Genomic DNA, 24,162 nt, shown 5'->3' with positions numbered 1-24,162 from the left:
GGATGGATGAATGCCGCCGCGAACCATTCAAAACCCGCGAAGGCAGAGAAATCACGGGGCCGTGGCAGTCGCATCCTAAACGGATGTTACGGCATAAAGCCATGATTCAGTGTGCCCGTCTGGCCTTCGGATTTGCTGGTATCTATGACAAGGATGAAGCCGAGCGCATTGTCGAAAATACTGCATACACTGCAGAACGCCAGCCGGAACGCGACATCACTCCGGTTAACGATGAAACCATGCAGGAGATTAACACTCTGCTAATCGCCCTGGATAAAACATGGGATGACGACTTATTGCCGCTCTGTTCCCAGATATTTCGCCGCGACATTCGCGCATCGTCAGAACTGACACAGGCCGAAGCAGTGAAAGCTCTTGGATTCCTGAAACAGAAAGCCACTGAGCAGAAGGTGGCAGCATGACACCGGACATTATCCTGCAGCGTACCGGGATCGACGTGAGAGCTGTCGAACAGGGGGATGATGCATGGCACAAATTACGGCTCGGCGTCATCACCGCTTCAGAAGTTCACAACGTGATAGCAAAGCCCCGCTCAGGAAAGAAGTGGCCTGACATGAAAATGTCCTACTTCCACACCCTGCTGGCTGAGGTTTGCACCGGTGTGGCTCCGGAAGTTAATGCTAAGGCGCTGGCCTGGGGAAAACAGTACGAGAACGACGCCAGAACCCTGTTTGAATTCACTTCCGGCGTGAATGTTACTGAATCCCCGATCATCTATCGCGACGAAAGTATGCGCACCGCCTGCTCTCCCGATGGTTTATGCAGTGACGGCAACGGCCTTGAGCTGAAATGCCCGTTTACCTCCCGGGATTTCATGAAGTTCAGGCTCGGTGGTTTCGAGGCCATAAAGTCGGCTTACATGGCCCAGGTGCAGTACAGCATGTGGGTGACGCGAAAAGATGCCTGGTACTTTGCCAACTATGACCCGCGTATGAAGCGTGAAGGCCTGCATTATGTCGTGGTTGAGCGGGATGAAAAGTACATGGCGGGTTTTGACGAGATAGTGCCGGAGTTCATCGAAAAAATGGACGAGGCACTGGCTGAAATTGGTTTTGTATTTGGGGAGCAATGGCGATGAAGCATCCTCACGATAATATCCGCGTAGGCACGATCACTTTCGTCTACTCCGTTACGAAGCGAGGCTGGGTATTTCCCGGCCTTTCTGTTATCCGAAATCCGCTGAAAGCCCAGCGGCTGGCTGAGGAGATAAATAATAAACGGGAGGCGATATGCACAAAGCATCTCCTGTTGAGTTAAGAACGAGTATTGAGATGGCACATAGCCTTGCTCAAATTGGAGTCAGGTTTGTGCCAATACCAGTAGAAACAGACGAAGAATTTCATACGTTAGCCACATCCCTTTCGCAAAAGCTGGAAATGATGGTGGCGAAAGCAGAAGCAGATGAGAGAGACCAGGTATGACAACCACTGAATGCATTCTTCTGGCAGCGGGCTTCATATTCTGTGTGCTTATGCTTGCCGACATGGGACTTGTTCAATGACACCTCAGCAAGAAAACGCCCTTCGCAGCATTGCCCGTCTGGCTAACTCTGAAATCAAAAAAGCCAGACAGCAGTTTCCGGATAAAAACGTCGATGACATTTGCCGTAGCGTACTGAAGAAGCACCGCGAAACGGTAACGCTGATGGGATTCACACCGACTCACTTAAGTCTGGCAATCGGTATGTTAAACGGCGTCTTTAAGGAACGGTGAACATGAAAAGCAAAATCATCAGGGAGCTACAGGCTCCTTTTTTATTATTCGCATTCACCCTCAAGCGTATTAACCAACAATTCAGGGATTAATGAAAGATGGCAGACCTCATTGATTCAGCATCAGAAATTGAAGAATTACAGCGCAACACAGCAATAAAAATGCGCCGCCTGAACCACCAGGCTATATCTGCCACTCATTGTTGTGAGTGTGGCGATCCCATAGATGAGCGAAGACGCCTGGCCGTTCAGGGTTGTCGGACTTGTGCAAGTTGCCAGGAGGATCTGGAGCTTATCAGTAAACAGAGAGGTTCGAAGTGAGCGAAATTAACTATCAGGAACTGCGTGAAGCGGCAGCGCAGGCAATGCATGACGACTGGGGATTTGATGTGGACCTTTTCCATGAGATGGTAACACCATCGATTGTGCTGGCACTGCTGGATGAACGGGAAAGAAACCAGCAATACATCAAACGCCGCGACCAGGAGAACGAGGATATTGCGCTAACAGTAGGGAAACTGCGTGTTGAGCTTGAAACAGCAAAATCAAAACTCAACGAGCAGCGTGAGTATTACGAAGGTGTTATCTCGGATGGGAGTAAGCATATTGCTGAACTGGAAAAAATCGCCACTGAATATGCGCTGAAATTTCAGAAAGCCCAGGACGCATTAAAGCACGTTGTTTTGATGCGCAAATCAGAACAGGAAGCCACAGAGAACAACCTTATTGATAGTGAATGCCATGTTGCTGAACTGGAAGAAGCGCTACGCGATAAGCAGGCGTTACTTGAAGCCTCAGAAAAACGCACGACAGCTCTTGCAGACGAAAACGAATATATTCGGAAGCGATTTAAAGAACTCGATCTATTTTTTGGCAAAAACATTCTGGTCATGCAGGCTGCGATTATCGAATGGAGAGAAACCGGTAATGCAGAAAATGCACTGATGTGGATTTATAACATTTTGTTTGGACCAGGCGAATTACCTGGCGAAGATGAAAAAAATGCTCAGGCATATTTTGACCGTGAATATGAGCCTATTGATAAAGAGCTAACGGAGCTGCACCGATGGTTTTATGAGAGCCATAAACGCGAAAAAGCCAAACGCACAGCTAAAGCAGAGAATGACCAATTATGATCACTATTACCAGAGAGCGACTGCTGACAATCAAGCAGTGGCGCGAAACATACGGACCGGGTAGCAACGTTGTACTGCCGGCAGAAGAAGCGGAAGAACTGGCAAGAATTGCGCTGGCATCACTGGAAGCAAAACCAATAGCGTGGGAATGCGGCGAAAACATAATCCTGTTTAATCCTGACACAGTTGAAGCATACGCAAAACGTGCGGAGGTATCACCTAAACCACTATATGCCGCGCCGCCAGTTCCGGTAACTCCGGATGGTTGGATAAGCTGTAGTGAGCAAATGCCAGAAATGGGAGAGCGACAATGCTATGTGTTAGCGGCTGACTTTAAAAACAACTACCCGCCAAACATCCCCAACACTCAGGTCGGCGTATATGGCGACTGGTTTAATGATGGCAATCCCACTTGGGATGACGGTGATGGCGAAGACCTGTATCTCAAAGAGGTAACCCACTGGATGCCGCTACCGGAACCGCCGCAGGAGGTGAAGTGATGAATTGGCCTGAAGCATTCACCGCTGTAGGAGTTGCAATAGCGGTGGCATTTATTCTGTATTCGCTTTTCCGCTGGGGATAAAGGAATGTTCGCTCTGATTCAACGTGGTCAGATATACACCGATAGCGCCGGCTATCCGATAAAAATTCTTCGCTGCATAAACAACACTGTGTTGTACAGAAGAATGGATGGGCGAACACAGTCGGTAAAAATAAACGATTTTAATGAACTGTTTGAACGGATTGATCACCAGGAATACCGACAAATTCTGGCAGAAACAGAGCAGGAAGCTCATCTGAAAAAATTACGAGCCATGAAAAGGAAGTAAAGAATGAATAAAGCATTTGAACGATGGGTCCACCAGCGTTACGGCAATCACTATGACCTGACGCGAGATGGTGACGGTTTCTACTGTCGTGAAGTTGTGAAGCGAATGTTTGACGTGTGGTGCCACTGCCGTGGGCTGAGTGTTGTGTGAGGTGATGTATGGGGCTGGATTGCGTGCCTATATCAACCTACTGCCGCGACGCGGGAGAAACGGTTGATGCCGTTAACAAACGGATACAAAGAGGAATATGGAAAGAAGGGGTTCATGTATTAAAAGTCGATGGAGTTAAAGAACGCTGGGTCGACTTAATAGAGGTTTCAAAATGGGCAAGAAAGAACAAGGATTATTATCTCTGCCAAGAGGAGTAACTATTCGTAAGCATAAAACTGCTTCAACACTAGTTATCACTTTCACATATAAAGGGGTTCTTTGCAGGGAGCCCCTGTCTCGGCTTGAGGCAAATACACGTGGTATTAAATATGCTGAGCGCCTGCTAGGGGAGATACAAAATCAGATCGCCAGCGGAACGTTTGAATATGCGAAATATTTCCCCAGTTCCAAAAAACTGGAGTTATTCGGTATAGTAAAGAAAACCAAAAATATTAAGTCCTATCTTGATGAATACCTGAAAATTTGCATGAACCGCAATCTGTCGCCGTCAACCATTGGCGGTTACGAAAAATGTATATCAGCACTATCAGAGCTACATAAACTACATGTAACAGAATTGACGCCTGCGGTACTAAAAAATTGGATAGCCAGCCGAAAAACTAAGCTGAAAACAATCAGGAATAACCTGTCATTTCTGCGCAGCGCCATTGATGAGGCTGTAACTGATGGCCTGTTGACTATTAACCCGGTAACTCTTGTCAGCGCCAGCCGGTATCACGTGGTCGACAGTAAACCGAACGCCGACGATTACGAAGTTGATCCGTTTGCGCCTGCGGAAACCAGTGCCATATATCAGCACTGCAAGTATCAGGAATGGCAGAATCTGTTCCGCTTCGCCTTCAATACAGGGCTACGCAGCTCTGAGCTATGCGCATTACGTTGGACCGATATCGACTTTATAGGTAATACAGCGCACATACAGGCGGCCAGTGTCGTAGGGGTACTTAAAGGCACCAAGACAAAAGCCGGTACCCGTAAGGTGGAGCTGAACAGTGAGGCGCTGGCGGCCCTGCAGGCGCAGAAGCAATACACCTTTATGAAAAGTGAGTTCATATTCAGCGATCCGAAAACGGGAGATCCCTGGACGAACGCCGACGCTATCCGTAAAAAAGCATGGGTGCCGACCCTAAAAAAAGCTGGTGTGCGCTACCGTAACCCGTACCAGACGCGCCACACATTCGCCACCAGACACATTAGCCAGGGTGTAAACCTTTTCTGGCTTGCCGGGCAGATGGGGCATAAGGGGCCGGAAATGCTGTTCCGCAATTACGGTAAATACCTGGCTGAATACGACGGGAAAACCGCAATGGAAGCTGGAATGAAGAAGTGATTTGAAGAAAAAACCCGGCAAATGCCGGGTCTTTTTGATGGTTATTCTGTCGCGCCACCTATCGAAACATAATCATGAAATTGATCGTCAATGAGTCGGTCCTTACAGATAACATGTACAATGTGACGACAACAGTTTTCATCATCATACGCACGACCCCAGCGAACAATCTCATCTACAGACAGATCATTCGCACTCCATGGCAAAGTACCTGAAACACCACGCGCACCTGGACCAAGTATGTCCATAAATTTCTTCGTGCGTGAATTGTAGATCCGTACCTCGGCAATTCGAATGATGCTACTAGCCCAAAGAGCACCACCGGCAATACTTTGAATGTTATCGCAGATGAGAAACTCATGCTTTCGCGCAAGCATTTTATAGATCTCACGCGCCAAACCTGCTGATTGGAAATCCTGTGCGATAACAGCGCTTTTCACTTGCTTTCCGGTCATCATCTGACCGTTCTCTTCGATAAAATTAAAGTCGTTGAACTGTATACGACCTATTCTTATCGTTTTGTTATCGTCTACCATATCAAGACCCAAGAGGGTATTGACCAGATCCTGCATTGGAACCTTCGAATCAAGAAGGTCACTGCCATAGTCTAAAAAAAAGTCGTCGGTGGAACATCCCAGTTGATACACATCCAAGTAGTACTGAAACTCACCAGAACTGACAATGTACTCATCAGCCCTCAGTAAGCCAGCCTCGGCAGTGAAAAAATAGAATGACTCAATAAGACGTTTTTCGCCAAATGGCGTGATGTTCAAGTCCTTGTTATATGAAGGTATTAACGCAGGAGCCATTCAGCAACCTTTTAATGGTAGTTAATTTCCCTGTAGTTCTTCTGCATGTATAGAGCAATTGCCGCTTCAATTTTCTTCAGCAGATTACTGCTTACATACTGAGGATACTGATCTGCTGGCTTCACAACATAGCGCAATTTTTCTTTGTTCATGGCGATCTCAGCGAACGGGATCACGTCACCGTCACGAACCTCATTGTTCAATGTCACAATAAACAGCTGACGTGCCGGGGAGACACGATCACTCAGTCTTCTCACGAAGAACTCGTTTGCTGTGTTTGAGTCAACAAAAGAACTGACGAGTTGAGTCCGACGCTCAATCGTCTGTATCGATCTTCTCGCTACTGTTCTCATGCTAGTCTCCTCAACACTTCACTAGCTGTGCAGTGAAGGTACAAAAAGCCACTGATGATAACAGCGTCATCAGTGGCCCTTGATGGTGATAACCGCAGTTATCTAAATAGTATGATATTACCTTGCGGGTAATTCTTCAACGATTGCTCTGAATTGAATAGTCTTGAAGTGCTATGAACAGCACAAAACAGCGCTAATCACCGCCCCAGTGGCGCCTAAACACTTCAAAATGTTGGACAGAATCAGGACGTTAGAGGTACTACAATATGCACGTAAAATGCACGTGAGGTATTTTAAATTAGAAAAATCATTAATATTCAATTGGTTAAGAATTTTTCGGATACGGGTTCAACTCCCGCCAGCTCCACCACTTGCTCTTCCGGATACGTCCGGAGAAATCCTGAAAGCCCGCATGGCACAAGCTCTGCGGGTTTTTTTGTGTCTACCGTTGTCCGAGGATATCCAGCTAAATCCAGTGATTATTGGTATACGTTTAGGTATACGGTAGGATGTATACCTAAACGCGTATACCAATTCATGAAGGAGCAGCCACAGTGGCAAGAACGACACGCCCCCTGACCAACACAGAAGTTCTGCGCGCTAAAGCGTTAGAAAAGGATCTAACGTTACATGATGGCGATGGCCTTTTTCTGCTCATTAAAACGAACGGTAAGAAGTTGTGGCGTTTCCGTTATCAACGTCCAGCAACAAAACAGCGGACAATGATGGGGCTTGGTGCTTTCCCCGCCCTTTCACTTGCTGATGCTCGACGGTTAAGAGCGGATTACCTTGCTTTGTTGGCTAATGGTATAGACCCACAAGTTCAAGCTGAATTTATCGAAGAACAACAACAGATAGCTCTAGACAGTATTTTTTCGACTGTTGCGACCAACTGGTTCCAGATAAAAAGCAAAAGTGTTTCCCCTGATTACGCTAAAGATATATGGCGCTCGCTGGAAAAAGACATATTCCCAGCCATTGGAGAGATTCCCGTCCAACAAATCAAAGCCCGTACGCTAGTCGAAGCTCTTGAGCCAATCAAAGCTCGTGGGGCTCTTGAAACTGTACGTCGACTGATACAGCGGATTAACGAGATAATGATTTACGCTGTAAACACTGGTCTGATTGATGCCAATCCAGCATCGGGGGTTGGGATGGCCTTTGAGAAGCCCAAAAAGCAAAACATGCCAACATTGCGGCCAGAAGAATTGCCGAAGCTGATGCGTTCTTTAGCTATGTCAAACCTATCTGTTTCGACTCGCTGTCTCATTGAATGGCAACTCCTGACACTTGTGCGTCCTTCTGAAGCCTCTGGTGCTCGTTGGGCAGAGCTCGATCTTGATACAAAGCTCTGGACTATTCCGGCAGAGAGAATGAAAGCCAAACGAGAGCACATTGTTCCTTTATCACCCCAAGCTTTAGATATTTTGGAAGTGATGAAGCCCATCAGTGCTCATCGTGAACATATTTTTCCTAGCAGAAATGATCCTAAGCAATCAATGAATAGCCAAACTGCTAATGCAGCTTTAAAACGTATTGGTTTTGGAGGAAAGCTAGTTGCTCATGGCCTCCGATCTATTGCAAGTACAGCAATGAATGAAGCTGGGTTCAATGCGGATGTTATTGAAGCAGCTTTAGCTCACAGTGATAAAAATGAAGTTCGTAAAGCCTATAATCGTTCAACCTACCTGGTTCAAAGAAAAGATTTAATGAACTGGTGGGGATTATTTTGTATTAGTTCGAAGAGTGTGAATAAATGAATACTTATAAGCAAACCATTAAACAAAAATCAAGATTAAACATATGGGAAACAGCTATCGCAAGGTTGACAACCCAAGCTGAGAGCTCAAGAATCTTAGAATCAAACTATTTAACAAATCTTATAGATTTTTGTTGGAAAGATACACTAAATCAAGTTGCTATATATGATGAGAGCATTGTATTACGCAATGGTTATAATTGGGTGCAAAAAATAAGTGATAGTTATAAACCTAAAGCTGCAAGTGAACTAAAGATTGCTTTCTTTTGCGGCCCTGAACCAGAAAATGACTTGGATATACTCTTATCATTAGATGTTAGAATAGAAAACATCTGGGCTTTTGAAATTGATAACAATTCATATAACACTGCCTTACAAAAAGCTAAAGAATTCTATCCAAAATTAAAAATATTCCCTGGTTCTATTGGGGATTTTTTTAAAACCACACATCATACCTTTGATATTATTTACCTTGACTTTACAAGTTCGTTATTGACTAAAAAGAGCCCTCCCCTTGGAGTAATAAACTCTGTATTTGACAATCAGGCCCTATCAGATTTAGGGGTGTTAATTGTAAACTCTTGCGAACCCGATGCTAACGAAGATAACGCAACATTTCTTGCAAGTTACTTCATGAATCACGAAATAATTGAATCATCTGTAATTAACAAAACTAATGATGATGATTATGATGATAACTATGATTATTTTTCACTTTTTATTGAATCCCCCACATCACAAGGATACGATGATATAAAGTCATTAGCAAAAGTTATAAAGACTAACATATCCGGAGCGTACTCTGCCTTTTCAACAAGTTATGTAATGCACTATGCTTCAATGATTAGTCCAACACTTCGTTTTCTACAAAATAACTCATTAAAAAGACAATTATTTAATGATAAAAAAGCTGAAGTAACTGCAACCTTTGCAGAAATTGGATCAACTGACTTTTTCAAAACATTAATATCAACAGATGGTGAAGCATCGTCCCCCGCCATTTTAGGAAACAGATTCCTAGATAATGAAAGCTACCCATTCTGGAATTTCATTGATTCATTAAATGGCTCAGGAACAAGTATTTCATCTTACTTTAAGAGCTTTTTCACCACCGCTAAAGAAGGTGTATCCATTTTAAATGCCGTGCAATTTCGGGAATCATTTCACTCAATGCTTACAGGAGCTAGAAAGCTATTATCTCAGCGAATGCTCAATGCAATACCCCAAATAATAAAAGCAATTCCTGATGCTAGAGGTGGTTTATTCTGTGACATTCCTTTACCCCACCTTTGGTTAGAGGTGGCACTTAATCAGTTAGGTGCACCATACCATGTAAACGTGAAAATGCATAAGCGATGGAAATATAAAGCAAAAACTCGCACAATGCATACGGACTTATTTGTTTTTGATAGATGCAGAGGTTTTTATGACTCAATGCCTATGATAGATCAATACGAAACGATTCTTACTAACATCGAAGAACAAATTTTCGCTAGGTGTTGTATTGATATTATTGGTAAGCAATGTCGTTGGCCAACTCCAAAACTTTATTTTGGTTCGAACCTAATTGGAATAAACGAGTCTGATTGGTCTGAGTTCGCCGAACTTCGTGAAAGAGAAATTATAAAAGAATAAATCTCCACGCGCGCAGTGCTTTCCCCGCCTCGCCCGCCCGCTTTGCGGGGCGGTTTTAATGCAGTTGCACTGACACGCTCAGACCGCGCCGGGAATGGCGCGGTTTGCAGAAAATGAGGCAGGGAAACGCATGCAAAGCCATGCACCTTATCGATGCATGGCTTTTTTCAGTAAAATCGGACGGATTTTCGGGGAGTTTTACACAGACTGATGTGATGCCAGTTGCGCACTTTTACGCGAAAAAATCATGTTCTGCGCAGGGGTGAATTTTTCACGGCTGTCATCCACCGAAGCCGCGTCAGGCCTGAATCCGATGGTCGTTAAAATGTCGCTATCCTGTGCGGAATAATTAATTTTTTCCCCCTTCAGAAGGGCTTCACGCAGGGCATCTGTGGCACGCTGTATGGCACAGTTTCGGGCAATGGCCGTCAGTTCACTGTAGCCCATCAGCTCCGGTGCCAGTGCGGCCGCCAGTACTGTGCCGTGCTGCTGCATAAAATCATTCAGCCGGTCGCGGATGCTGATGTGCTGAACGGCTTCATGCGAACGAATATAACGACCGGCGGCCTGATTCACCTGCCATTTTCTGACTTCGATAATATTGCGTAATTCGTCCAGGCGACTGACGTTTCTGCCTTCTCCTGACAGAAGCCGCAGGTATTCCTGTTCGGCCGCTGCCAGCTCATTTTTGCGTTGCAGCCATGCTGCTTTGTTATTCTGACAGGTGTCAAAGGCCTGCTGTAAGGCTGTGCTTTCCATCGTTATCTCTTTCTCATCATGCTGAAGAATAAAAATACGGTGTGCGGCGACGGCCGGGGTTAACCGGCAGCCCTCATTCCAGACGCAGCGAATATGATTGTGTTTTTAACCGTACTGGCGGCAGTTCCTGTTTTTCATGCAGGCGTTCTGCCAGTTCGTCCGGTGTGACCGGGCGGACAATGAAGCGGTTGATGGTCTGAAGCGTTTTAAACACCAGACCACAGCCCGGATCCGTGCACACATAAAAACGCTCGGTGACTTCCTGAGACAGACGCCGCGATGTTCTTGACAGTGCAAGGCCTTTACATCTCCGACAACAATATCCGGTAACAAGCATTCTTTTCGGGCGTTTCATGCTACCGGAGGCTGACGTCAGTGAATCGCGGTATCTCTGTTTGCCTGAAATGTATTCCATTCCTGAATCTTTACAGTCAGAGAAAAAGCTTTCACTCGCTTCAAATGTCGCAGAGCAATAAATATTCCGGCACTGTGCAATCATTATCTTGGTGCCATCGTCCATGAAATGCGCGCGACGGGTGTGAGCAACATGTCCACACGACGGGCAGTAAATCATGACAGCAGCCCTCTGGCCTTAAGCTCTGCTTCCTGCTGGTCTATTTTGTCCTGCCACACCTTGCGCTGTGCCGGTGTGCCTGCCACCTCATAATTCATGTGCGGGAGTGTTGCCGCTGACAGTCCGGTCAGCCGGAGAACCGGCTCGCCGGTGAGGCTGATTTGCATCTGTTTTATTTTCTGTTCCAGCGATGATTTCACCTGCTGCATGACAGCCTTTCCCGGCGCGACGTAGCCCTGATGGCCGGTGGTGTTGGCGAGCGGATTTTCCTGTACCAGGATGCTCAGATGCATTGCCCGGACAAGCGCCTCACAGGTTTCATTCAGGGCGTGTTCCAGCTCATGCTCTGCATACAGACTCAGCAGGTGATGATGTGCCTTCCGGTAGGCGGTGGCCGTGCTGTCACACGCCCCTTTCAGCCGTTCACGTTCAAAATTCAGCACCACGGCCAGATTGTCATATTCCTGTACCAGCTCCCGGCGTGCCACGCGCTCAATGTGGCGCTGTTTCAGTTCGTCACTCAGGACACCACCGGCTGCACGAAAGGCCGTGCGCCAGTCGTCAGCGTCGTTTCCGTCGGCCTGCGCCAGCGCATTTTTTTCCTGCTCTGCCCGTTCAATGGCCGTAACGGTCTCATCCATCAGGCGGGCGTTCTCAAGATGGGCGGCTCTGGACTTTTCCAGTTGTGCCAGTGCGGGTTGCAGATATTCAGGGATGGTGTTGTCAGACATTTTCCGGCTCCTCGTCACTTCAGGTTAAGAAAATTGTGACGTACACCGGACAACAACACGACGCATTGCAGATGTGCCAGCCCTGACACAGGAGACTCATCCTCAGACCGGCAAGCCAGGAAAAGGTCGCAGGAAAAACCGGCTTACTGTTTGTTTTTTTATATTTTACTGTTCACCTCTGTTCACCATAAGAAAAAAGATAAGTAATACAGTAAGTTAAATGGTGAACAATCGCAGTAATGACTGTTCACCGTCTGTTCACCACTGTTCACCCGTTGATGGGCTTTTTGTGCTGTTTATTACTTTTTATTTTTATTAATTCACTGAAATAAATAAGAAAAAACAATTTGTATTTCACTATAATTTTTTCCAGCTCCTTCCAGAGCGTTTTAAAGCTATCTGGCGCTGATGTACAAAAAATACACAGCCATTGTAAGGCTGCCGGAACAAATCCCCCCTGTTGCGTCTGCCGAAAATATTCACAAAATAAAGCGCTACCCGAAGCCGGACGGACTTATCCGGTGCTGTATGGACATTAACGAGGTAGCCCGATGCAAGCTGTTTTTTCTTCCCCGTCTCCCGCCCCTGTGACGCCACTGATGCCGCTGCCGGACATCACGCAGGAGCGTTTTTTACGTCTGCCGGAAGTGATGCACCTGTGCGGCCTGTCACGCTCGACCATCTATGAACTCATCCGTAAGGGGGAATTTCCGCCGCAGGTGAGTCTTGGCGGTAAAAATGTGGCCTGGCTGCACTCTGAAGTCACCGCATGGATGGCCGGCCGCATTGTCGGACGCAAACGGGGGTATGACGCATGATGATGCCCGCTCTGCAAAAAGTCCCTTTTTCTGGCTTGCCTTTTTCCGGCATTTGCGGATATAGTTTTTCCGCTGCCGCAAAATCGGCAGCCGGGCGTAGGAACCCGAGTTACTTCAAGGCGACATATGACGCGCCATGCGTCTTTTTTTACGTCGTTGCTTCGGCACACCTGTTTTTCTGGCTGTGGTTTTTAAACCGTAGCCTCTGTCAGATAATGGTGGTCCGGGCGGGGCAGCCTTCGGGCTGGCCGGTTTCCTTGAAGGCCGGTATTCCTACCCCCGTCCGGGCTACCACCCATGAGCGTAGGAACTCCAGTGGTAGCTGTAACTGTTACTTCAAGGAGGCTGCCATCATGGCTACAACCCTTACCCCCTCACACCCTGAATTTGTCTTTGTGTTTGCGGCTGTCCGTCGCGCAGACCGTCATCCCCGTATCTGCATGCTTCGCACCGTCGCCGGTGATGAACGCAGCGCCCGCCGTTCCCTTGTCCGTGACTATGTGCTCTCCCTTGCTGCCCGTCTGCCGGTGGTGGAGGTGTCCCGTGCGTAATAAAAAAGCCCCTCAGACCGTCTCAGCGCGTCATGACGCCCGTGAACACCTCAGCATTGAGGCTTACCATAAGCTCAACCGCGCCAGCGCCGTATCCCAGTTTGTTGGGGGTGATTTGATTCACCGTGAACTCTCCGGCCTGCATCAGCTCTACATTCCGCATATTTTCAGTTACCTGAATGAAGATATTGATTTTGTGCTGAATGAGCTGAAAGCCAAAGGCCTGTGCCGCGATTTTCTCGCCCAGCAGAAAGACCGGGGAGACAGGACGCATGTTTGATTTTCCCCAGCCCGGTGAGATTTACCGTTCTGCCGGTTTTCCCGATGTGGCCGTGGTCGGCATTCTGGAAGACGGTATTCCGTGGGAAATGCCGTACCGCTGCCCGGACATTGTCTGGAACCCGTACCGCCGTAAATTCAGTATCCTTGTGCGTATCCTCGCTGACGGGCGCACCACAGACATCCCGCTGGGGCGTTTTCTGCGGGAATTTACCTGTGACCGTCCTGACCTGTTTAAACGCAGCCCCGTAAACCGGCATGCGGTACTGAAAGAAATGGCCGGAGACCCGGAATTACAGAAATGGCGGGAGAAATATCTGGATATTTACCCGCAGGACCCTGTTCCGGTCAGCCGGGCGGCACCGGTGGCGCGGGAATGGCGGGAAATCCCCCGCACGGAGCCTGACCCGGAAATCACACCGGATAACAGTTACCGCAATTATCTGTAATTAAAAAACGACACCCGAAAAATTAAATGTGCGTATTCGCGCAGGGATACGCACGTCTTCAGGAGACGCAGATATGCCTTATCAGTTAATGCAACCGGCACGGAATGCAGTCATCTGTCACAGGGAGGAAAGCAAATGAAAACACCCTTACCGCCCGTCTTACGCGCAGCCCTTTACCGTCGTGCTGTCGCCTGTGCCTGGCTGACCGTGTGCGAACGTCAGCACCGCTACCCGCATCTCACCCTTGAATCACTGGAGGCGGCCATCGCCGCTGAGCTGGAAGGCTTTTATCTGCGCCAGCACGGTGAGGAAAAAGGGCGTCAGATAGCCTGTGCCCTGCTGGAAGATTTAATGGAATCCGGCCCCCTGAAGGCCGCGCCGTCGCTGTCCTTTCTCGGGCTGGTTGTGATGGATGAACTCTGTGCCCGTCACATAAAAGCGCCGGTACTGCACTGAAGGAGAACAACACCATGAAAATGAATGTAACCGCCACCGTCAGCCATGCGCTCGGCCACTGGCCGCGTATTCTCCCGGCGCTGGGGATTCAGGTGCTGAAAAACCGTCATCAGCCCTGTCCGGTCTGTGGCGGGAGTGACCGCTTCCGTTTTGATGACAGGGAGGGGCGCGGCACCTGGTACTGCAATCAGTGTGGTGCCGGTGACGGCCTGAAACTGGTTGAAAAGGTGTTTGGTGTTTCCCCGTCCGATGCGGCCGCAAAGGTGGCTGCCGTGACCGGCAGCCTGCCCCCGGCTGACCCGGCAGTGACGGCTGCCGCCGGTGCTGAAACAGACGCTGCCCGGAAGAACGCCGCCGCACTGGCACAAACCCTGATGGCGAAAACCCGTCCCGGAACCGGTAACGCCTACCTGACCCGCAAGGGCTTTCCCGGCCGGGAATGCCGGATGCTGACCGGCACACACAGAGCCGGTGGCGTGAGCTGGCGTGCCGGTGACCTTGTGGTGCCACTGTATGACGACAGCGGCGAACTGGTTAACCTTCAGTTAATCAGTGCTGACGGCCGTAAGCGCACCCTGAAAGGCGGACAGGTCAGGGGCACCTGTCACACCCTTGAAGGACAGAATCAGGCCGGAAAACGTCTGTGGATAGCGGAGGGATACGCGACCGCACTTACCGTGCATCACCTGACCGGTGAAACGGTGATGGTGGCGCTTTCTTCCGTGAATCTCCTTTCTCTGGCCAGCCTTGCCCGGCAGAAGCATCCGGCCTGTCAGATTGTCCTTGCTGCTGACCGTGACCTCAGCGGTGACGGCCAGAAAAAGGCCGCCGCATCCGCAGATGCGTGTGAAGGTGTTGTTGCCCTGCCGCCGGTCTTCGGTGACTGGAATGATGCCTTCACGCAGTACGGCGGGGAAGCCACCCGTAAGGCCATTTATGATGCCATCCGGCCACCGGCTGAAAGCCCGTTCGACACCATGAGCGAAGCGGAGTTTTCCGCCATGAGTACCAGCGAAAAGGCCATGCGTATCTATGAGCATTACGGCGAGGCGCTCGCGGTTGATGCCAACGGCCAGCTTCTGTCCCGTTATGAAAATGGTGTCTGGAAGGTGCTGCCACCACAGGACTTTGCCCGGGATGTGGCCGGGCTGTTTCAGCGGCTGCGCGCGCCGTTCTCCTCCGGGAAGGTGGCCTCCGTGGTGGACACCCTGAAGCTGATTATTCCGCAGCAGGAAGCCCCCTCCCGCCGCCTGATTGGCTTTCGTAACGGCGTGCTCGACACGCAGAACGGCACGTTCCACCCGCACAGTCCGTCACACTGGATGCGCACCCTGTGCGATGTGGATTTCACCCCGCCGGTGGAAGGGGAAACGCTGGAAACCCACGCCCCCGCGTTCTGGCGCTGGCTTGACCGTGCCGCCGGTGGCCGTGCGGAAAAACGCGACGTGATTCTGGCCGCACTGTTTATGGTGCTGGCAAACCGCTACGACTGGCAGCTCTTTCTGGAGGTGACCGGTCCCGGCGGCAGCGGCAAAAGTATCATGGCCGAAATAGCCACCCTGCTGGCCGGGGAGGATAACGCCACGTCGGCCACCATTGAGACGCTGGAATCCCCGCGTGAACGTGCCGCGTTAACTGGCTTCTCACTGATACGCCTGCCGGACCAGGAAAAATGGAGCGGCGACGGTGCCGGACTCAAGGCCATCACCGGCGGCGATGCGGTGTCCGTGGACCCGAAATACCGGGATGCGTACTCCACGCATATCCCGGCGGTGATTCTGGCCGTGAACAATAACCCGATGCGCTTCACCGACCGCAGCGGCGGCGTGTCACGCCGGCGGGTGATTATTCACTTCCCGGAACAGATAGCCCCGCAGGAGCGCGACCCGCAGCTTAAGGACAAAATCACCCGCGAGCTGGCGGTCATCGTGCGTCACCTGATGCAGAAGTTCAGCGACCCGATGCTCGCCCGGTCACTGCTTCAGTCCCAGCAGAACTCAGACGAGGCGCTGAACATCAAACGGGATGCCGACCCGACGTTTGATTTTATCGGCTATCTGGAAACCCTGCCGCAGACCAGCGGCATGTATATGGGGAACGCCAGTATCATCCCGCGTAATTACCGTAAATACCTCTATCACGCCTATCTGGCCTACATGGAGGCAAACGGCTACCGGAATGTACTCAGTCTGAAAATGTTCGGGCTGGGGCTGCCGGTGATGCTGAAGGAATACGGGCTGAATTACGAGAAGCGCCATACCAAACAGGGGATACAGACCAACCTGACGCTGAAAGAGGAAAGCTACGGCGACTGGCTGCCAAAATGTGACGACCCTACAACAGCCTGACCCACCTGACCGGCATCTGCCGGTCTTTTTTTATCCCGACATCCCCCGAAGGTGAACAATCCACTGTTCACCCTTCACCGTATATTCACCCGTTATCACACTGAAATTAAAAGAGAAAAACGAAAGGTGAACAGTGTGAACAATCAAATCAAAAAAAACTTTTTTCTTCCTGAGTGATTTCAGTACGGGGGATTAATCACCGGTATGAGTCACACCGGCAGAATGCCGGAGGTGAAGAATCGAATGTTCACCCTTCACCCATTATTCACCACCTATCACTCTGAAATAAAAGGAGAAAAAAGAAAGGTGAACAGTGTGAACAGTTCTCTCGAAAAAAAATTTTTTTCCTGTACGATATAGCATCAATCCAAGTAAAAATGCGCTTTCATTTCACATTAACTTACAGCCATTGGTATACGATTAGGTATACGCACAAAAACTGAATTAAACAAAATCATTAAAAATCAAAGCAATACAATATTTATTCAAACTCCGCCAGCTTGGACAGTGCAAGGACAACACCAACAAAAACAGGAAGTTAGAAGTCTCAGCAAGACACCGACCAGACGGTGAGGAGACAAAAAAGGATACACAAAGGAGCCGCGGCTCCTGGTGATATGAAAGCCCACAGATGTGGGCTTTTTCGTTGATGGTCAGAACGACCAGTTCACACCAGCCACCGCGTTCCACGGGGATTCCACACCGGCACCATGGCTATACCCCACCCCGAGATGCCCGCTTAACGAACTGCTGAATGAGGCTTTAATACCTGCCTGGTATATTCCACGTCTGCCCGACAAATCATTGACAAAATTACCGTCATTATTCACTTTCACCCGGTTATCATCGACAAATTCTTTGCGCACAGCCGCCTTCAGCCACGGCTCAACTTCCATGCCGTTCCCCAGACGCATGTTGTAACTCAGCGTTGCGCCCAGTTCACGATATATACTGCGAGAATCGACTGATTTCGATTCCATGCCATTGGATAAATGATATTCGGGGTTATCAGCGGTGAACCCCGTTAACGATGCATACGGCGTCAGGTTCCAGTTACCATCGGTAAATCGCATCCCGGTTTCAATGTGACCGCCCAGCCCGTTGCTGCGATAACTGCCGTTGGCGGCTCCACCGCTGCTCATTTTACCGGCTACGTTACTTTCAAAGCGGTTCAGCTTCACGATACCGTCCAGATAGAAACCACTTTCATGTTCCCAGCTGACATAGCCCCCCAGAGAATAACTGCCCACACTGCCATGTCCTCCACGATCAAAACCGATATGTGAATGGGAATAACCCATAAAAGCGCCCAGCGTCGCAATCCCCTCAGGAATACCATTACGGCTATCGATCCCCACCGTCATTCCGGTCAGCGTCTGCTCAAACCCAGCACCCGCATCGGTGGTGACATTATTACGGGTGTTATACGTCGTCCCCCAGACATTATTGTTGTGTGGACTCGCTTTCATTATGTTCAACCGCTCGCGAATACTGTTTAGCTCAGCATCAAAGACCAACGGTAATGTTGCTGCCATATTGAGTACGGCTGCCGTAGAAGGCGTGATGCGTTTCTCCGGGACGGGTGTCGGCGTTGGATCGGGAGTCGGGTCTGGTTTCGGATCCGGTTTTGGGTCTGGTTTTGGATCCGGTTTCGGATTTGGGTTGGGGTCCGGGTTGGGTTTGACATCATTGGTCAGGTTCCAGTTGCTGTTGCCGTCGCTTTTCAGGACATACTCATAGGTCCCAAGATCAACGAAACCGCCGGTATTACCCAGCGTAAACGAAGCATCCCCTCCCCCTGTTTTCACCAGCGTCATCGCGTCGTCAGACTGAGGGCTGACGCCGGTATCCTGAACAAAGATTTTAAAATTGCCAGTGGCGTTGTTGTTGACGACCAGTTGATCGCCCCGGGAGCCTGCAACGTTGGTATGCAGGTAGAAATTACCGCTGCCGGAAAGTTCACTGGTGGTCAGCGTATTGTAGATACCGTTAGTTGTGGCAGGCGCTGCTGTTTGTGCTGATAAATAAACATCACCGTCGTTGAGGAGCAAACTGTTTACTCTATATTCGCAGTTGCTGGTGCCTGCACAGGAATTATTGCTGTTAAGCCAGACACTGCCCCGGCTGGCAGCCGTCAGGTCGGCAAGCGTCGTATCGACGCCATTTCCGATAGTTAATGTCGCGCTATCGGTAATCCGGCCCCCCCCTTCAAGTTTAACTGGCGTAACATTATCCCGTGGCGTCATTAACGACAGGCTTCCTGTCGCGCCACTGACCGATGCATCCGCCAGCGTACCTGCGTAGACGATTGCCGTCCCGCCAGCGACCTGTAGATCTTCTGCCCGGGCCAGAGCCTGAAACTCATCTTTTGACCGACCAAGGGTATATTGCCCACCGGAATTAACCTTTGTGGCGAAGTCCTGACCCAGGTTTTGCATTGCCCCACCGTTGCCAACCGTGGAATCGCGAGCTTCGGTACCTGCTAATACCAATAAATTACCGCCATTTTCCAGCAGCACATTGGTCGCTAAATTTCCGGCAATGGAAAAGGTGCCGTACTGGTGAGTACCGCTGATTTCAATACCGTTAGCCGTGCTCGTCTGGAGAGCGGCACCGCTGTTCTGGATGATATCTGTCGCTTTGCCATTATCGTTGACTGTCAGCGTACCGCCTTCATTAATCGTTGTTTTTACTGCCTCACCGTTAGCCGAAACTGTTTGTATTCCGCCGTCGTTAATCGTTGTCTCATTCGCCACACCCTCGACGATTTGTTCACCGCCGGTAAGCATCGTGCCAGTCGCAGTGGCTTTTGTTTTGACGATCTCCCGTCCGCCCGCATTGACCTGTGTTTTGGCGGAAGTGGTGTCTGACTCCACGGTTAACACGCCGCCATTTGCCAGCAGGATATTGTTCGCCGCATCCTGCTCGATGCTGAACGCGACGCCATCAGCGCGTGTCCCTGTGACCCGCGTCGCCCTGGTGGTTGCCACCAGCGCGCCCTGGCTACTCTGCTGTATCCCCGTAGCGCTGCCTTTCTCCCGCACATCGAGTGTGCCGCCGTCATTAAGTACCGAGTTTTCAGCCAGACCGCCCTCATTAACTACCTGTGAACCGCCATTAATAATGGAACCTTCCGCTGTCCCGTTTGCCATAATTTGTTGTAGGCCAGAGACGATATCGGTATTGATCGCCTTACCATAATTCTGAACGGTTTGCGTGCCGCCTTTGATGTGCGTTTTATCTGTTGACCCACCATCAACAATTTGTTCACCACTTTCGATATTTGCCTCAGTGGCTAAACCATATACCGTTTGCTTGCCACCTTTGATATTTGCTTTATCAGAAGTGGCACTGGCATATATTGTTTGAGTGCCCGCACTATTGAGTACAGTGCCAACATCTTTTCCATAAACATCCATTTTGCCGTTGGCATTAATAATCGTATCAACTGCCCGGGAACCAGTAACGACTGTTAATGAGCCAGCGTTTTCCAGCACTACATTTTTAGCTTCTGAATTCCTGATGTAGAAAGCATCACCATAACTGTTGGTTCCTTCGATAAGTGTTCCGGAAGTCGTGGAAGCAATTAATGCGCCGCCGGATTGTTGCTCAACATGCTTAGCCTCACCACCGTCCTGAACCTCCAGAACGCCACCATTATTAAGTCTGGTGGTATCTGTTTTAGCCTCCTTCTGGACAATCAGCTTACCGCCAGCATCAACGGTAGTATTTTTCGCCGTGGTTTTAGCCACTACCGTCAGTTCGCCGGTATTTTCCAGCACAACATAATTAGCCTCCCCTCCGGTAATAGTGAAGTGAGAGAGCTTGTTGTATCCTTCAATATCAGTCCCTGCGCCCGTGTTGGCAACTAAAGCACTGCCCGTCTCCTGGTTAACCCCATGTGCGATACCACCGGTATAGACAATCAGCGAGCCTCCGGTGCTAATATTGCTGCCAGTTGCCGTACCATCTTTCTCAACAACCTGCCGGCTCCCGGAGGAGATATTTGTCGTGTCAGCTTTCCCGCCGCTCTTGATATTTTGTGTTCCGCTGTTGATATTGGTTCCCGTGGCAATACCATGATTATTTATATTCTGTGTGCCACCATTAATTATGGTATTTGTCGCGTTTCCGGCAACATCCATAACGCCGCCATTATCTATTCGGGTCGCATCAGCTTTAGCATTCGTTAAAACTGACATTGTTCCTTTATCTTTAATAATTGTCTTGTTTGCCGAACCATATACGTCTAAATGACCACCGTTTTCCAGCAACACATTGTCTGCCACGTTATTGTGAATAGAGAATGCCCCTTCACTATTCGTACCGCTCACCGTCGACCAGTCAGTCATTGCTTTTAAAGCCGCGCCATCGTGCTGAGTAACATTTGTTGCCATACCACCTCTAACATCAAGCACGCCACCGGAATAAATTTCAATAACATCCGAGGTGCTGGTGTTATCAACAATTTGCGTACCACCAGAATAGATCTGAGTATTTTTTGCCGTTGACTTACTATTCAGAGACTGAGTTCCGCCTTCAATCGTGGTGAACATAGCCTGGCTGTTATTTAATTGTTGCGTTCCTCCACTCTTAATGGTGGTTATTTCTGCGGTACTTGAATCGACAACCTGTAGACCACCATCTATTGTGGTGTTCAGCGCATGGCTCTTAACTGTTCTTTGCTCGCCTCCATTCTTAATGGTAGTATTTTCTACACTGCTTGAGTCCACATACTGCCACCCCCCATCTATTGTTGTGTTCGTTGCCAGACTTCCTTGCGTAATCTCCTGATACCCGGACATATTTATCGTCGTACCGTCAACACGCCCCTGACTCGATACTGACTGGCTCCCACCATTAATTATTGTTCCATTCGCAGTTCCCCCCATTACTGTTGAACGACCGCTTATTATCGTTGTTGCATTACTGGTACCACCTACATAAACATACTGACTGCCACTCTGGATTATCGTCCCTGTGGAAATTCCCCCGTCCAGAATTGTCTGGCTGCCACCGTTAATGACTGTATTATTGGCCTGCCCCTGATGAGTACCATTGGCTGATACATATTGACGGCCACCAGATTCAATAAGACTTCTATTAGATACCCCGCCATAAACATCCTGCTGGCCATGGTTGATAATATGAGTATTATTTGTTGTACCTCGTTCATCTACTTTTTGGCTACCATCTACAGTCTCATCGTTTACCACACCAATAACATTAGAGGTAAAGGCCGCCATCCCGGGCGGAGCATATATCAAGGCAGATATCAATAAGGAAAGTACTGAGCGACGACAATAATGGGGACTGGTCCTGTTCATAAATTTCATCCTCTGAAAAGTGAATACTGAGTAGCGTTTAAGCAACCTTAGCTCTGCTGCAACATCAGCCCACAGGCACCAGACCAGGGGATTAATCCTGAAGAGACAGCGCAAATGTATTGTGTTCACCGCTCATCAAAGACATCATGATGAAATGATGATATTCCGCATAAGAAAGAGGCATTTTTTAAACGCAGTGCGCTGAAGTGTGGTTGGATAAAAAAATCAATCTATTCAGGAAATACGGGCGTATTCTTTTCTTTCGACATTGAAGCCGTCGGAAAAATAAAATGATTTACATAATCGTTTCTGATGAATATCTTCTGCTCACATAAAAATCACACAATAATATTGAGATTGCAGATTGTTTTACTTTTACAGCTTTCGTCCCCCATTGTTGGGCAAATATTGGTAGAGTCAGAGCACGAAAGTTAATACCACGTTCTCACAGCTCCTCCAACAGCACGGCAAGATGCCGCATACTGCGCCCCAGTCGGTTTAGTTTACAGACTACCAGTACGTCCCCTACCGATAATGTCCTGAGCCGTTTGTTCTGTCGGGGCCTGCTGCCACGGTTATGTGCTGAAGTGGTAACTCTGAGCACGCAGTTCATCAGTCAGGCGTGGTACACCGTAACCCTATTATTGATGGGTAATATCAAAAAAACTTTTAGGCAGCTAAGGAAAGTTGAACCAGACATTAGATGAAATATTTCAACCAATTACAGCACCAGTTCAGATACCGCCAACTCATCAAATAAATCAAGGGGTTACGTGAAAGCGTAGCCCCTTTTACTTTGGTAGTGACAGCAAAATGGATGCAGTGTGAAGAATAATCCCGTTTACTCAATCAATAATACATATTATTTCAATCTACGTTATTATCTCTTTGTAAAAATCGCCATTTATTTATCATTGAAAACTGCTTTTAGAACTTTATACAAGGGGCCTAGTCACAACAGGACTATTCTCAACGGGCTCATCCTCAGAGGAACTATCATCAAAGTCATCATCCATAGATGAAATACCATCGAATGGTGCCACGCCCGTGATCATTTTTATTTTTTTATTACGATCAGATAAGACTCCATTTAAACCGTTTTCGCTCACAGGCTTTAATGATTTTTCATAACTCTCATTGTTAGCAGGCGTATTAAAAATACACGGAGTATCAACATCAAACAATGACGTCCCCCAGTTCACATATTTAATATCATAGTTACTGAAGTTCTGTCCAGAAAAGAAGCACCCCTTAAAGTCCAATCCACCTAAATTATATAAACCACCCTCTTCTTTTGGGAGAGTAATTTTAATTCTGGCTATCTCCCAGACAAAATTTCCATTTTTGTATTTGAATACCGTTTCAAGATCTCCTCCAGACAGCTTGACTTCTGGAAATAATTTGAAATTAAACCCTACATTATTATGTGTCAACGTAGATGAACAAAAGATGGAAAAAGCTTGCAGTGCTGAATTATAGCTATCGATTTTATCTTGAGGCTGCGCTCTTGGTAAAAACTTATAGCAACACTCATAAAAATTAAGTAGAAACTCTGATGACCTTCCATTTTTATCAAATAATACCCGCTGAAAATGCTGCACAAACTTATTCGTTTTTTCTTGAATATCTATGGTGTGTTCCTTTGACTCTAACAAAGATGAATCCTGTTGAAGTGCATTGCTCATCTGGTTGAGGAACAACTGTATTTCTTTCAACTTATCTCCATAGTGACCTTTAACTTGCTGAGAATTTTTAGTTACAGTTGAAACCTTATCTGTGTGGTTTTCATATAAATTAGGTGATTCCATACAGTCATTTGGCGGCGTTTCTGAAATAACACTACGCGTTCTACCTGGCTGAAGTGAAGCAACATGAAAATCACTTTTTCTTATATTGTCGAATAGGGTCTGTTCATTTCTCTTAGCGCATTCAATAAACTGATCAACATTATTTTTATTAGATGACAGGTTAATTTCAGAAACCGCATTTTCTTTGTTCTCCAGCTTTAGTTTAACGAGAAGGTCTTCCCACACCGTTTTTTTTAAAAATACTACGTCAGGCTCACCATCAGCAACTAACTCTTGATTATTATCAAAGTGTACGTTGTATACTTT

The 24,162-nt window shown here is 48.2% G+C and carries 28 protein-coding genes and 2 pseudogenes; 21 read left to right on the top strand and 9 right to left on the bottom strand.

Going from position 1 to position 24,162, the window contains the following annotated elements:
• The 12 genes from HEN33_RS20785 to HEN33_RS20735 all read left to right on the top strand — a co-directional run.
• Positions 1 to 422, top strand: a 422-nt coding sequence (locus tag HEN33_RS20785) for a recombinase RecT (RefSeq protein ID WP_000343033.1), incomplete at its 5' end; no start/stop codon positions are given.
• On the top strand, positions 419 to 1,099 hold the full coding sequence (locus HEN33_RS20780; protein ID WP_176263267.1) for a lambda exonuclease family protein: 681 nt from the start codon (positions 419 to 421) through the stop codon (positions 1,097 to 1,099). The genes HEN33_RS20785 and HEN33_RS20780, both read left to right, overlap by 4 nt.
• Positions 1,096 to 1,278: a DUF1317 domain-containing protein gene (locus tag HEN33_RS20775; protein WP_000682316.1), complete on the top strand. Its 183-nt coding sequence runs from the start codon at positions 1,096 to 1,098 to the stop codon at positions 1,276 to 1,278. Before HEN33_RS20780 ends, HEN33_RS20775 begins: the two co-directional genes overlap by 4 nt.
• Positions 1,251 to 1,442, top strand: a complete 192-nt coding sequence (locus HEN33_RS20770) for a DUF1382 family protein (RefSeq protein ID WP_000548537.1) — start codon at positions 1,251 to 1,253, stop codon at positions 1,440 to 1,442. Before HEN33_RS20775 ends, HEN33_RS20770 begins: the two co-directional genes overlap by 28 nt.
• A 76-nt stretch (positions 1,443 to 1,518) precedes the next feature.
• A complete protein-coding gene (locus tag HEN33_RS20765; RefSeq protein ID WP_000188857.1) occupies positions 1,519 to 1,734 on the top strand; it encodes a hypothetical protein in 216 nt (71 codons plus the stop codon).
• A gap of 98 nt (positions 1,735 to 1,832) precedes the next feature.
• A complete protein-coding gene (locus HEN33_RS20760) occupies positions 1,833 to 2,054 on the top strand; it encodes a TraR/DksA family transcriptional regulator (RefSeq protein ID WP_000774248.1) in 222 nt (73 codons plus the stop codon).
• A gap of 44 nt (positions 2,055 to 2,098) precedes the next feature.
• A complete protein-coding gene (locus tag HEN33_RS20755; protein WP_153782079.1) occupies positions 2,099 to 2,869 on the top strand; it encodes an ead/Ea22-like family protein in 771 nt (256 codons plus the stop codon).
• Positions 2,866 to 3,369: a DUF551 domain-containing protein gene (locus tag HEN33_RS20750; protein WP_000628781.1), complete on the top strand. Its 504-nt coding sequence runs from the start codon at positions 2,866 to 2,868 to the stop codon at positions 3,367 to 3,369. The genes HEN33_RS20755 and HEN33_RS20750 overlap by 4 nt, the downstream gene beginning before the upstream one ends.
• Before the next feature lie 87 nt (positions 3,370 to 3,456).
• Positions 3,457 to 3,699, top strand: a complete 243-nt coding sequence (locus HEN33_RS20745) for a DUF4222 domain-containing protein (RefSeq protein ID WP_000457735.1) — start codon at positions 3,457 to 3,459, stop codon at positions 3,697 to 3,699.
• A 3-nt stretch (positions 3,700 to 3,702) separates the two neighbouring features.
• Positions 3,703 to 3,849, top strand: a complete 147-nt coding sequence (locus HEN33_RS20740; RefSeq protein WP_001030150.1) for a hypothetical protein — start codon at positions 3,703 to 3,705, stop codon at positions 3,847 to 3,849.
• 8 nt (positions 3,850 to 3,857) lie between these two features.
• On the top strand, positions 3,858 to 4,067 hold the full coding sequence (locus HEN33_RS26450; RefSeq protein ID WP_000521940.1) for a hypothetical protein: 210 nt from the start codon (positions 3,858 to 3,860) through the stop codon (positions 4,065 to 4,067).
• On the top strand, positions 4,022 to 5,200 hold the full coding sequence (locus HEN33_RS20735) for an Arm DNA-binding domain-containing protein (RefSeq protein WP_097426565.1): 1,179 nt from the start codon (positions 4,022 to 4,024) through the stop codon (positions 5,198 to 5,200). Before HEN33_RS26450 ends, HEN33_RS20735 begins: the two co-directional genes overlap by 46 nt.
• A 41-nt stretch (positions 5,201 to 5,241) precedes the next feature.
• Here HEN33_RS20735 and HEN33_RS20730 read toward each other — a convergent pair whose 3' ends face one another.
• Together HEN33_RS20730 and HEN33_RS20725 are read right to left on the bottom strand one after the other, a co-directional pair.
• A complete protein-coding gene (locus HEN33_RS20730; RefSeq protein WP_000035091.1) occupies positions 5,242 to 6,009 on the bottom strand; it encodes a hypothetical protein in 768 nt (255 codons plus the stop codon).
• A gap of 11 nt (positions 6,010 to 6,020) precedes the next feature.
• Positions 6,021 to 6,266: a hypothetical protein gene (locus HEN33_RS20725; protein ID WP_001467558.1), complete on the bottom strand. Its 246-nt coding sequence runs from the start codon at positions 6,264 to 6,266 to the stop codon at positions 6,021 to 6,023.
• A 650-nt stretch (positions 6,267 to 6,916) separates the two neighbouring features.
• Here HEN33_RS20725 and HEN33_RS20720 point away from each other — a divergent pair.
• Both HEN33_RS20720 and HEN33_RS20715 read left to right on the top strand, forming a co-directional pair.
• Positions 6,917 to 8,122 (top strand): integrase domain-containing protein, encoded by a 1,206-nt coding sequence (locus HEN33_RS20720; protein WP_001702960.1) that lies wholly within the window; start codon positions 6,917 to 6,919, stop codon positions 8,120 to 8,122.
• Positions 8,119 to 9,756: a hypothetical protein gene (locus HEN33_RS20715; RefSeq protein WP_183083460.1), complete on the top strand. Its 1,638-nt coding sequence runs from the start codon at positions 8,119 to 8,121 to the stop codon at positions 9,754 to 9,756. The genes HEN33_RS20720 and HEN33_RS20715 overlap by 4 nt, the downstream gene beginning before the upstream one ends.
• 198 nt (positions 9,757 to 9,954) lie before the next feature.
• On the opposite strand, the gene HEN33_RS20710 is transcribed toward HEN33_RS20715, so the two are convergent.
• The 3 genes from HEN33_RS20710 to HEN33_RS20700 form a co-directional block, all read right to left on the bottom strand.
• Entirely contained in the window at positions 9,955 to 10,515 is a 561-nt protein-coding gene (locus HEN33_RS20710; RefSeq protein WP_176263405.1) for a phage polarity suppression protein, read from the bottom strand.
• A gap of 73 nt (positions 10,516 to 10,588) precedes the next feature.
• Positions 10,589 to 11,089 (bottom strand): ogr/Delta-like zinc finger family protein, encoded by a 501-nt coding sequence (locus tag HEN33_RS20705; RefSeq protein ID WP_000638628.1) that lies wholly within the window; start codon positions 11,087 to 11,089, stop codon positions 10,589 to 10,591.
• A complete protein-coding gene (locus tag HEN33_RS20700) occupies positions 11,086 to 11,820 on the bottom strand; it encodes a glycoprotein 3 (RefSeq protein ID WP_176263406.1) in 735 nt (244 codons plus the stop codon). Before HEN33_RS20700 ends, HEN33_RS20705 begins: the two co-directional genes overlap by 4 nt.
• A 551-nt stretch (positions 11,821 to 12,371) precedes the next feature.
• On the opposite strand from HEN33_RS20700, the gene HEN33_RS20695 reads away from it, so the two are divergent.
• From HEN33_RS20695 to HEN33_RS20670, 7 genes and pseudogenes are all read left to right on the top strand, one after another.
• A complete protein-coding gene (locus tag HEN33_RS20695; RefSeq protein ID WP_176263407.1) occupies positions 12,372 to 12,638 on the top strand; it encodes a helix-turn-helix transcriptional regulator in 267 nt (88 codons plus the stop codon).
• Positions 12,635 to 12,967: pseudogene (locus HEN33_RS27135) on the top strand (ash family protein); the annotation flags it as partial. The gene HEN33_RS20695 and the pseudogene HEN33_RS27135, both read left to right, overlap by 4 nt.
• A 24-nt stretch (positions 12,968 to 12,991) precedes the next feature.
• Positions 12,992 to 13,189, top strand: coding sequence for a host cell division inhibitor Icd-like protein (locus HEN33_RS27130; RefSeq protein WP_001365039.1), 198 nt, complete (start codon positions 12,992 to 12,994; stop codon positions 13,187 to 13,189).
• Positions 13,182 to 13,469: a hypothetical protein gene (locus HEN33_RS20685; protein ID WP_001244665.1), complete on the top strand. Its 288-nt coding sequence runs from the start codon at positions 13,182 to 13,184 to the stop codon at positions 13,467 to 13,469. Before HEN33_RS27130 ends, HEN33_RS20685 begins: the two co-directional genes overlap by 8 nt.
• Positions 13,462 to 13,917 carry a hypothetical protein gene (locus HEN33_RS20680; protein WP_000459294.1) on the top strand — a complete coding sequence of 152 codons (456 nt, stop codon included), beginning with the start codon at positions 13,462 to 13,464 and terminating at the stop codon, positions 13,915 to 13,917. The genes HEN33_RS20685 and HEN33_RS20680 overlap by 8 nt, the downstream gene beginning before the upstream one ends.
• 135 nt (positions 13,918 to 14,052) lie before the next feature.
• Positions 14,053 to 14,373 carry a DUF5375 domain-containing protein gene (locus HEN33_RS20675; RefSeq protein WP_000856729.1) on the top strand — a complete coding sequence of 107 codons (321 nt, stop codon included), beginning with the start codon at positions 14,053 to 14,055 and terminating at the stop codon, positions 14,371 to 14,373.
• A gap of 14 nt (positions 14,374 to 14,387) precedes the next feature.
• Positions 14,388 to 16,721 carry a primase-helicase zinc-binding domain-containing protein gene (locus HEN33_RS20670; RefSeq protein WP_176263408.1) on the top strand — a complete coding sequence of 778 codons (2,334 nt, stop codon included), beginning with the start codon at positions 14,388 to 14,390 and terminating at the stop codon, positions 16,719 to 16,721.
• 653 nt (positions 16,722 to 17,374) lie between these two features.
• Here HEN33_RS20670 and HEN33_RS20665 read toward each other — a convergent pair.
• The 4 genes and pseudogenes from HEN33_RS20665 to ypjCB form a co-directional block, all read right to left on the bottom strand.
• On the bottom strand, positions 17,375 to 22,048 hold the full coding sequence (locus HEN33_RS20665) for an AIDA repeat-containing protein (protein WP_176263409.1): 4,674 nt from the start codon (positions 22,046 to 22,048) through the stop codon (positions 17,375 to 17,377).
• Between the two features lie 91 nt (positions 22,049 to 22,139).
• Positions 22,140 to 22,232, bottom strand: coding sequence for an ATPase (locus HEN33_RS20660; RefSeq protein WP_072004037.1), 93 nt, complete (start codon positions 22,230 to 22,232; stop codon positions 22,140 to 22,142).
• Between the two features lie 264 nt (positions 22,233 to 22,496).
• A pseudogene (locus HEN33_RS26445) lies at positions 22,497 to 22,613 on the bottom strand (recombinase family protein); the annotation flags it as partial.
• 370 nt (positions 22,614 to 22,983) lie between these two features.
• The coding region (gene ypjCB / locus HEN33_RS20650) for a YpjCB family protein (RefSeq protein WP_183083459.1) at positions 22,984 to 24,162 on the bottom strand (1,179 nt) is incomplete at its 5' end.

The sequence above is a fragment of the Escherichia sp. 94.0001 genome (assembly GCF_013369155.2).
Classification (GTDB): Bacteria; Pseudomonadota; Gammaproteobacteria; order Enterobacterales; family Enterobacteriaceae; genus Escherichia; species Escherichia coli_F.
This window is presented reverse-complemented; position numbering and strand designations above follow the sequence as displayed.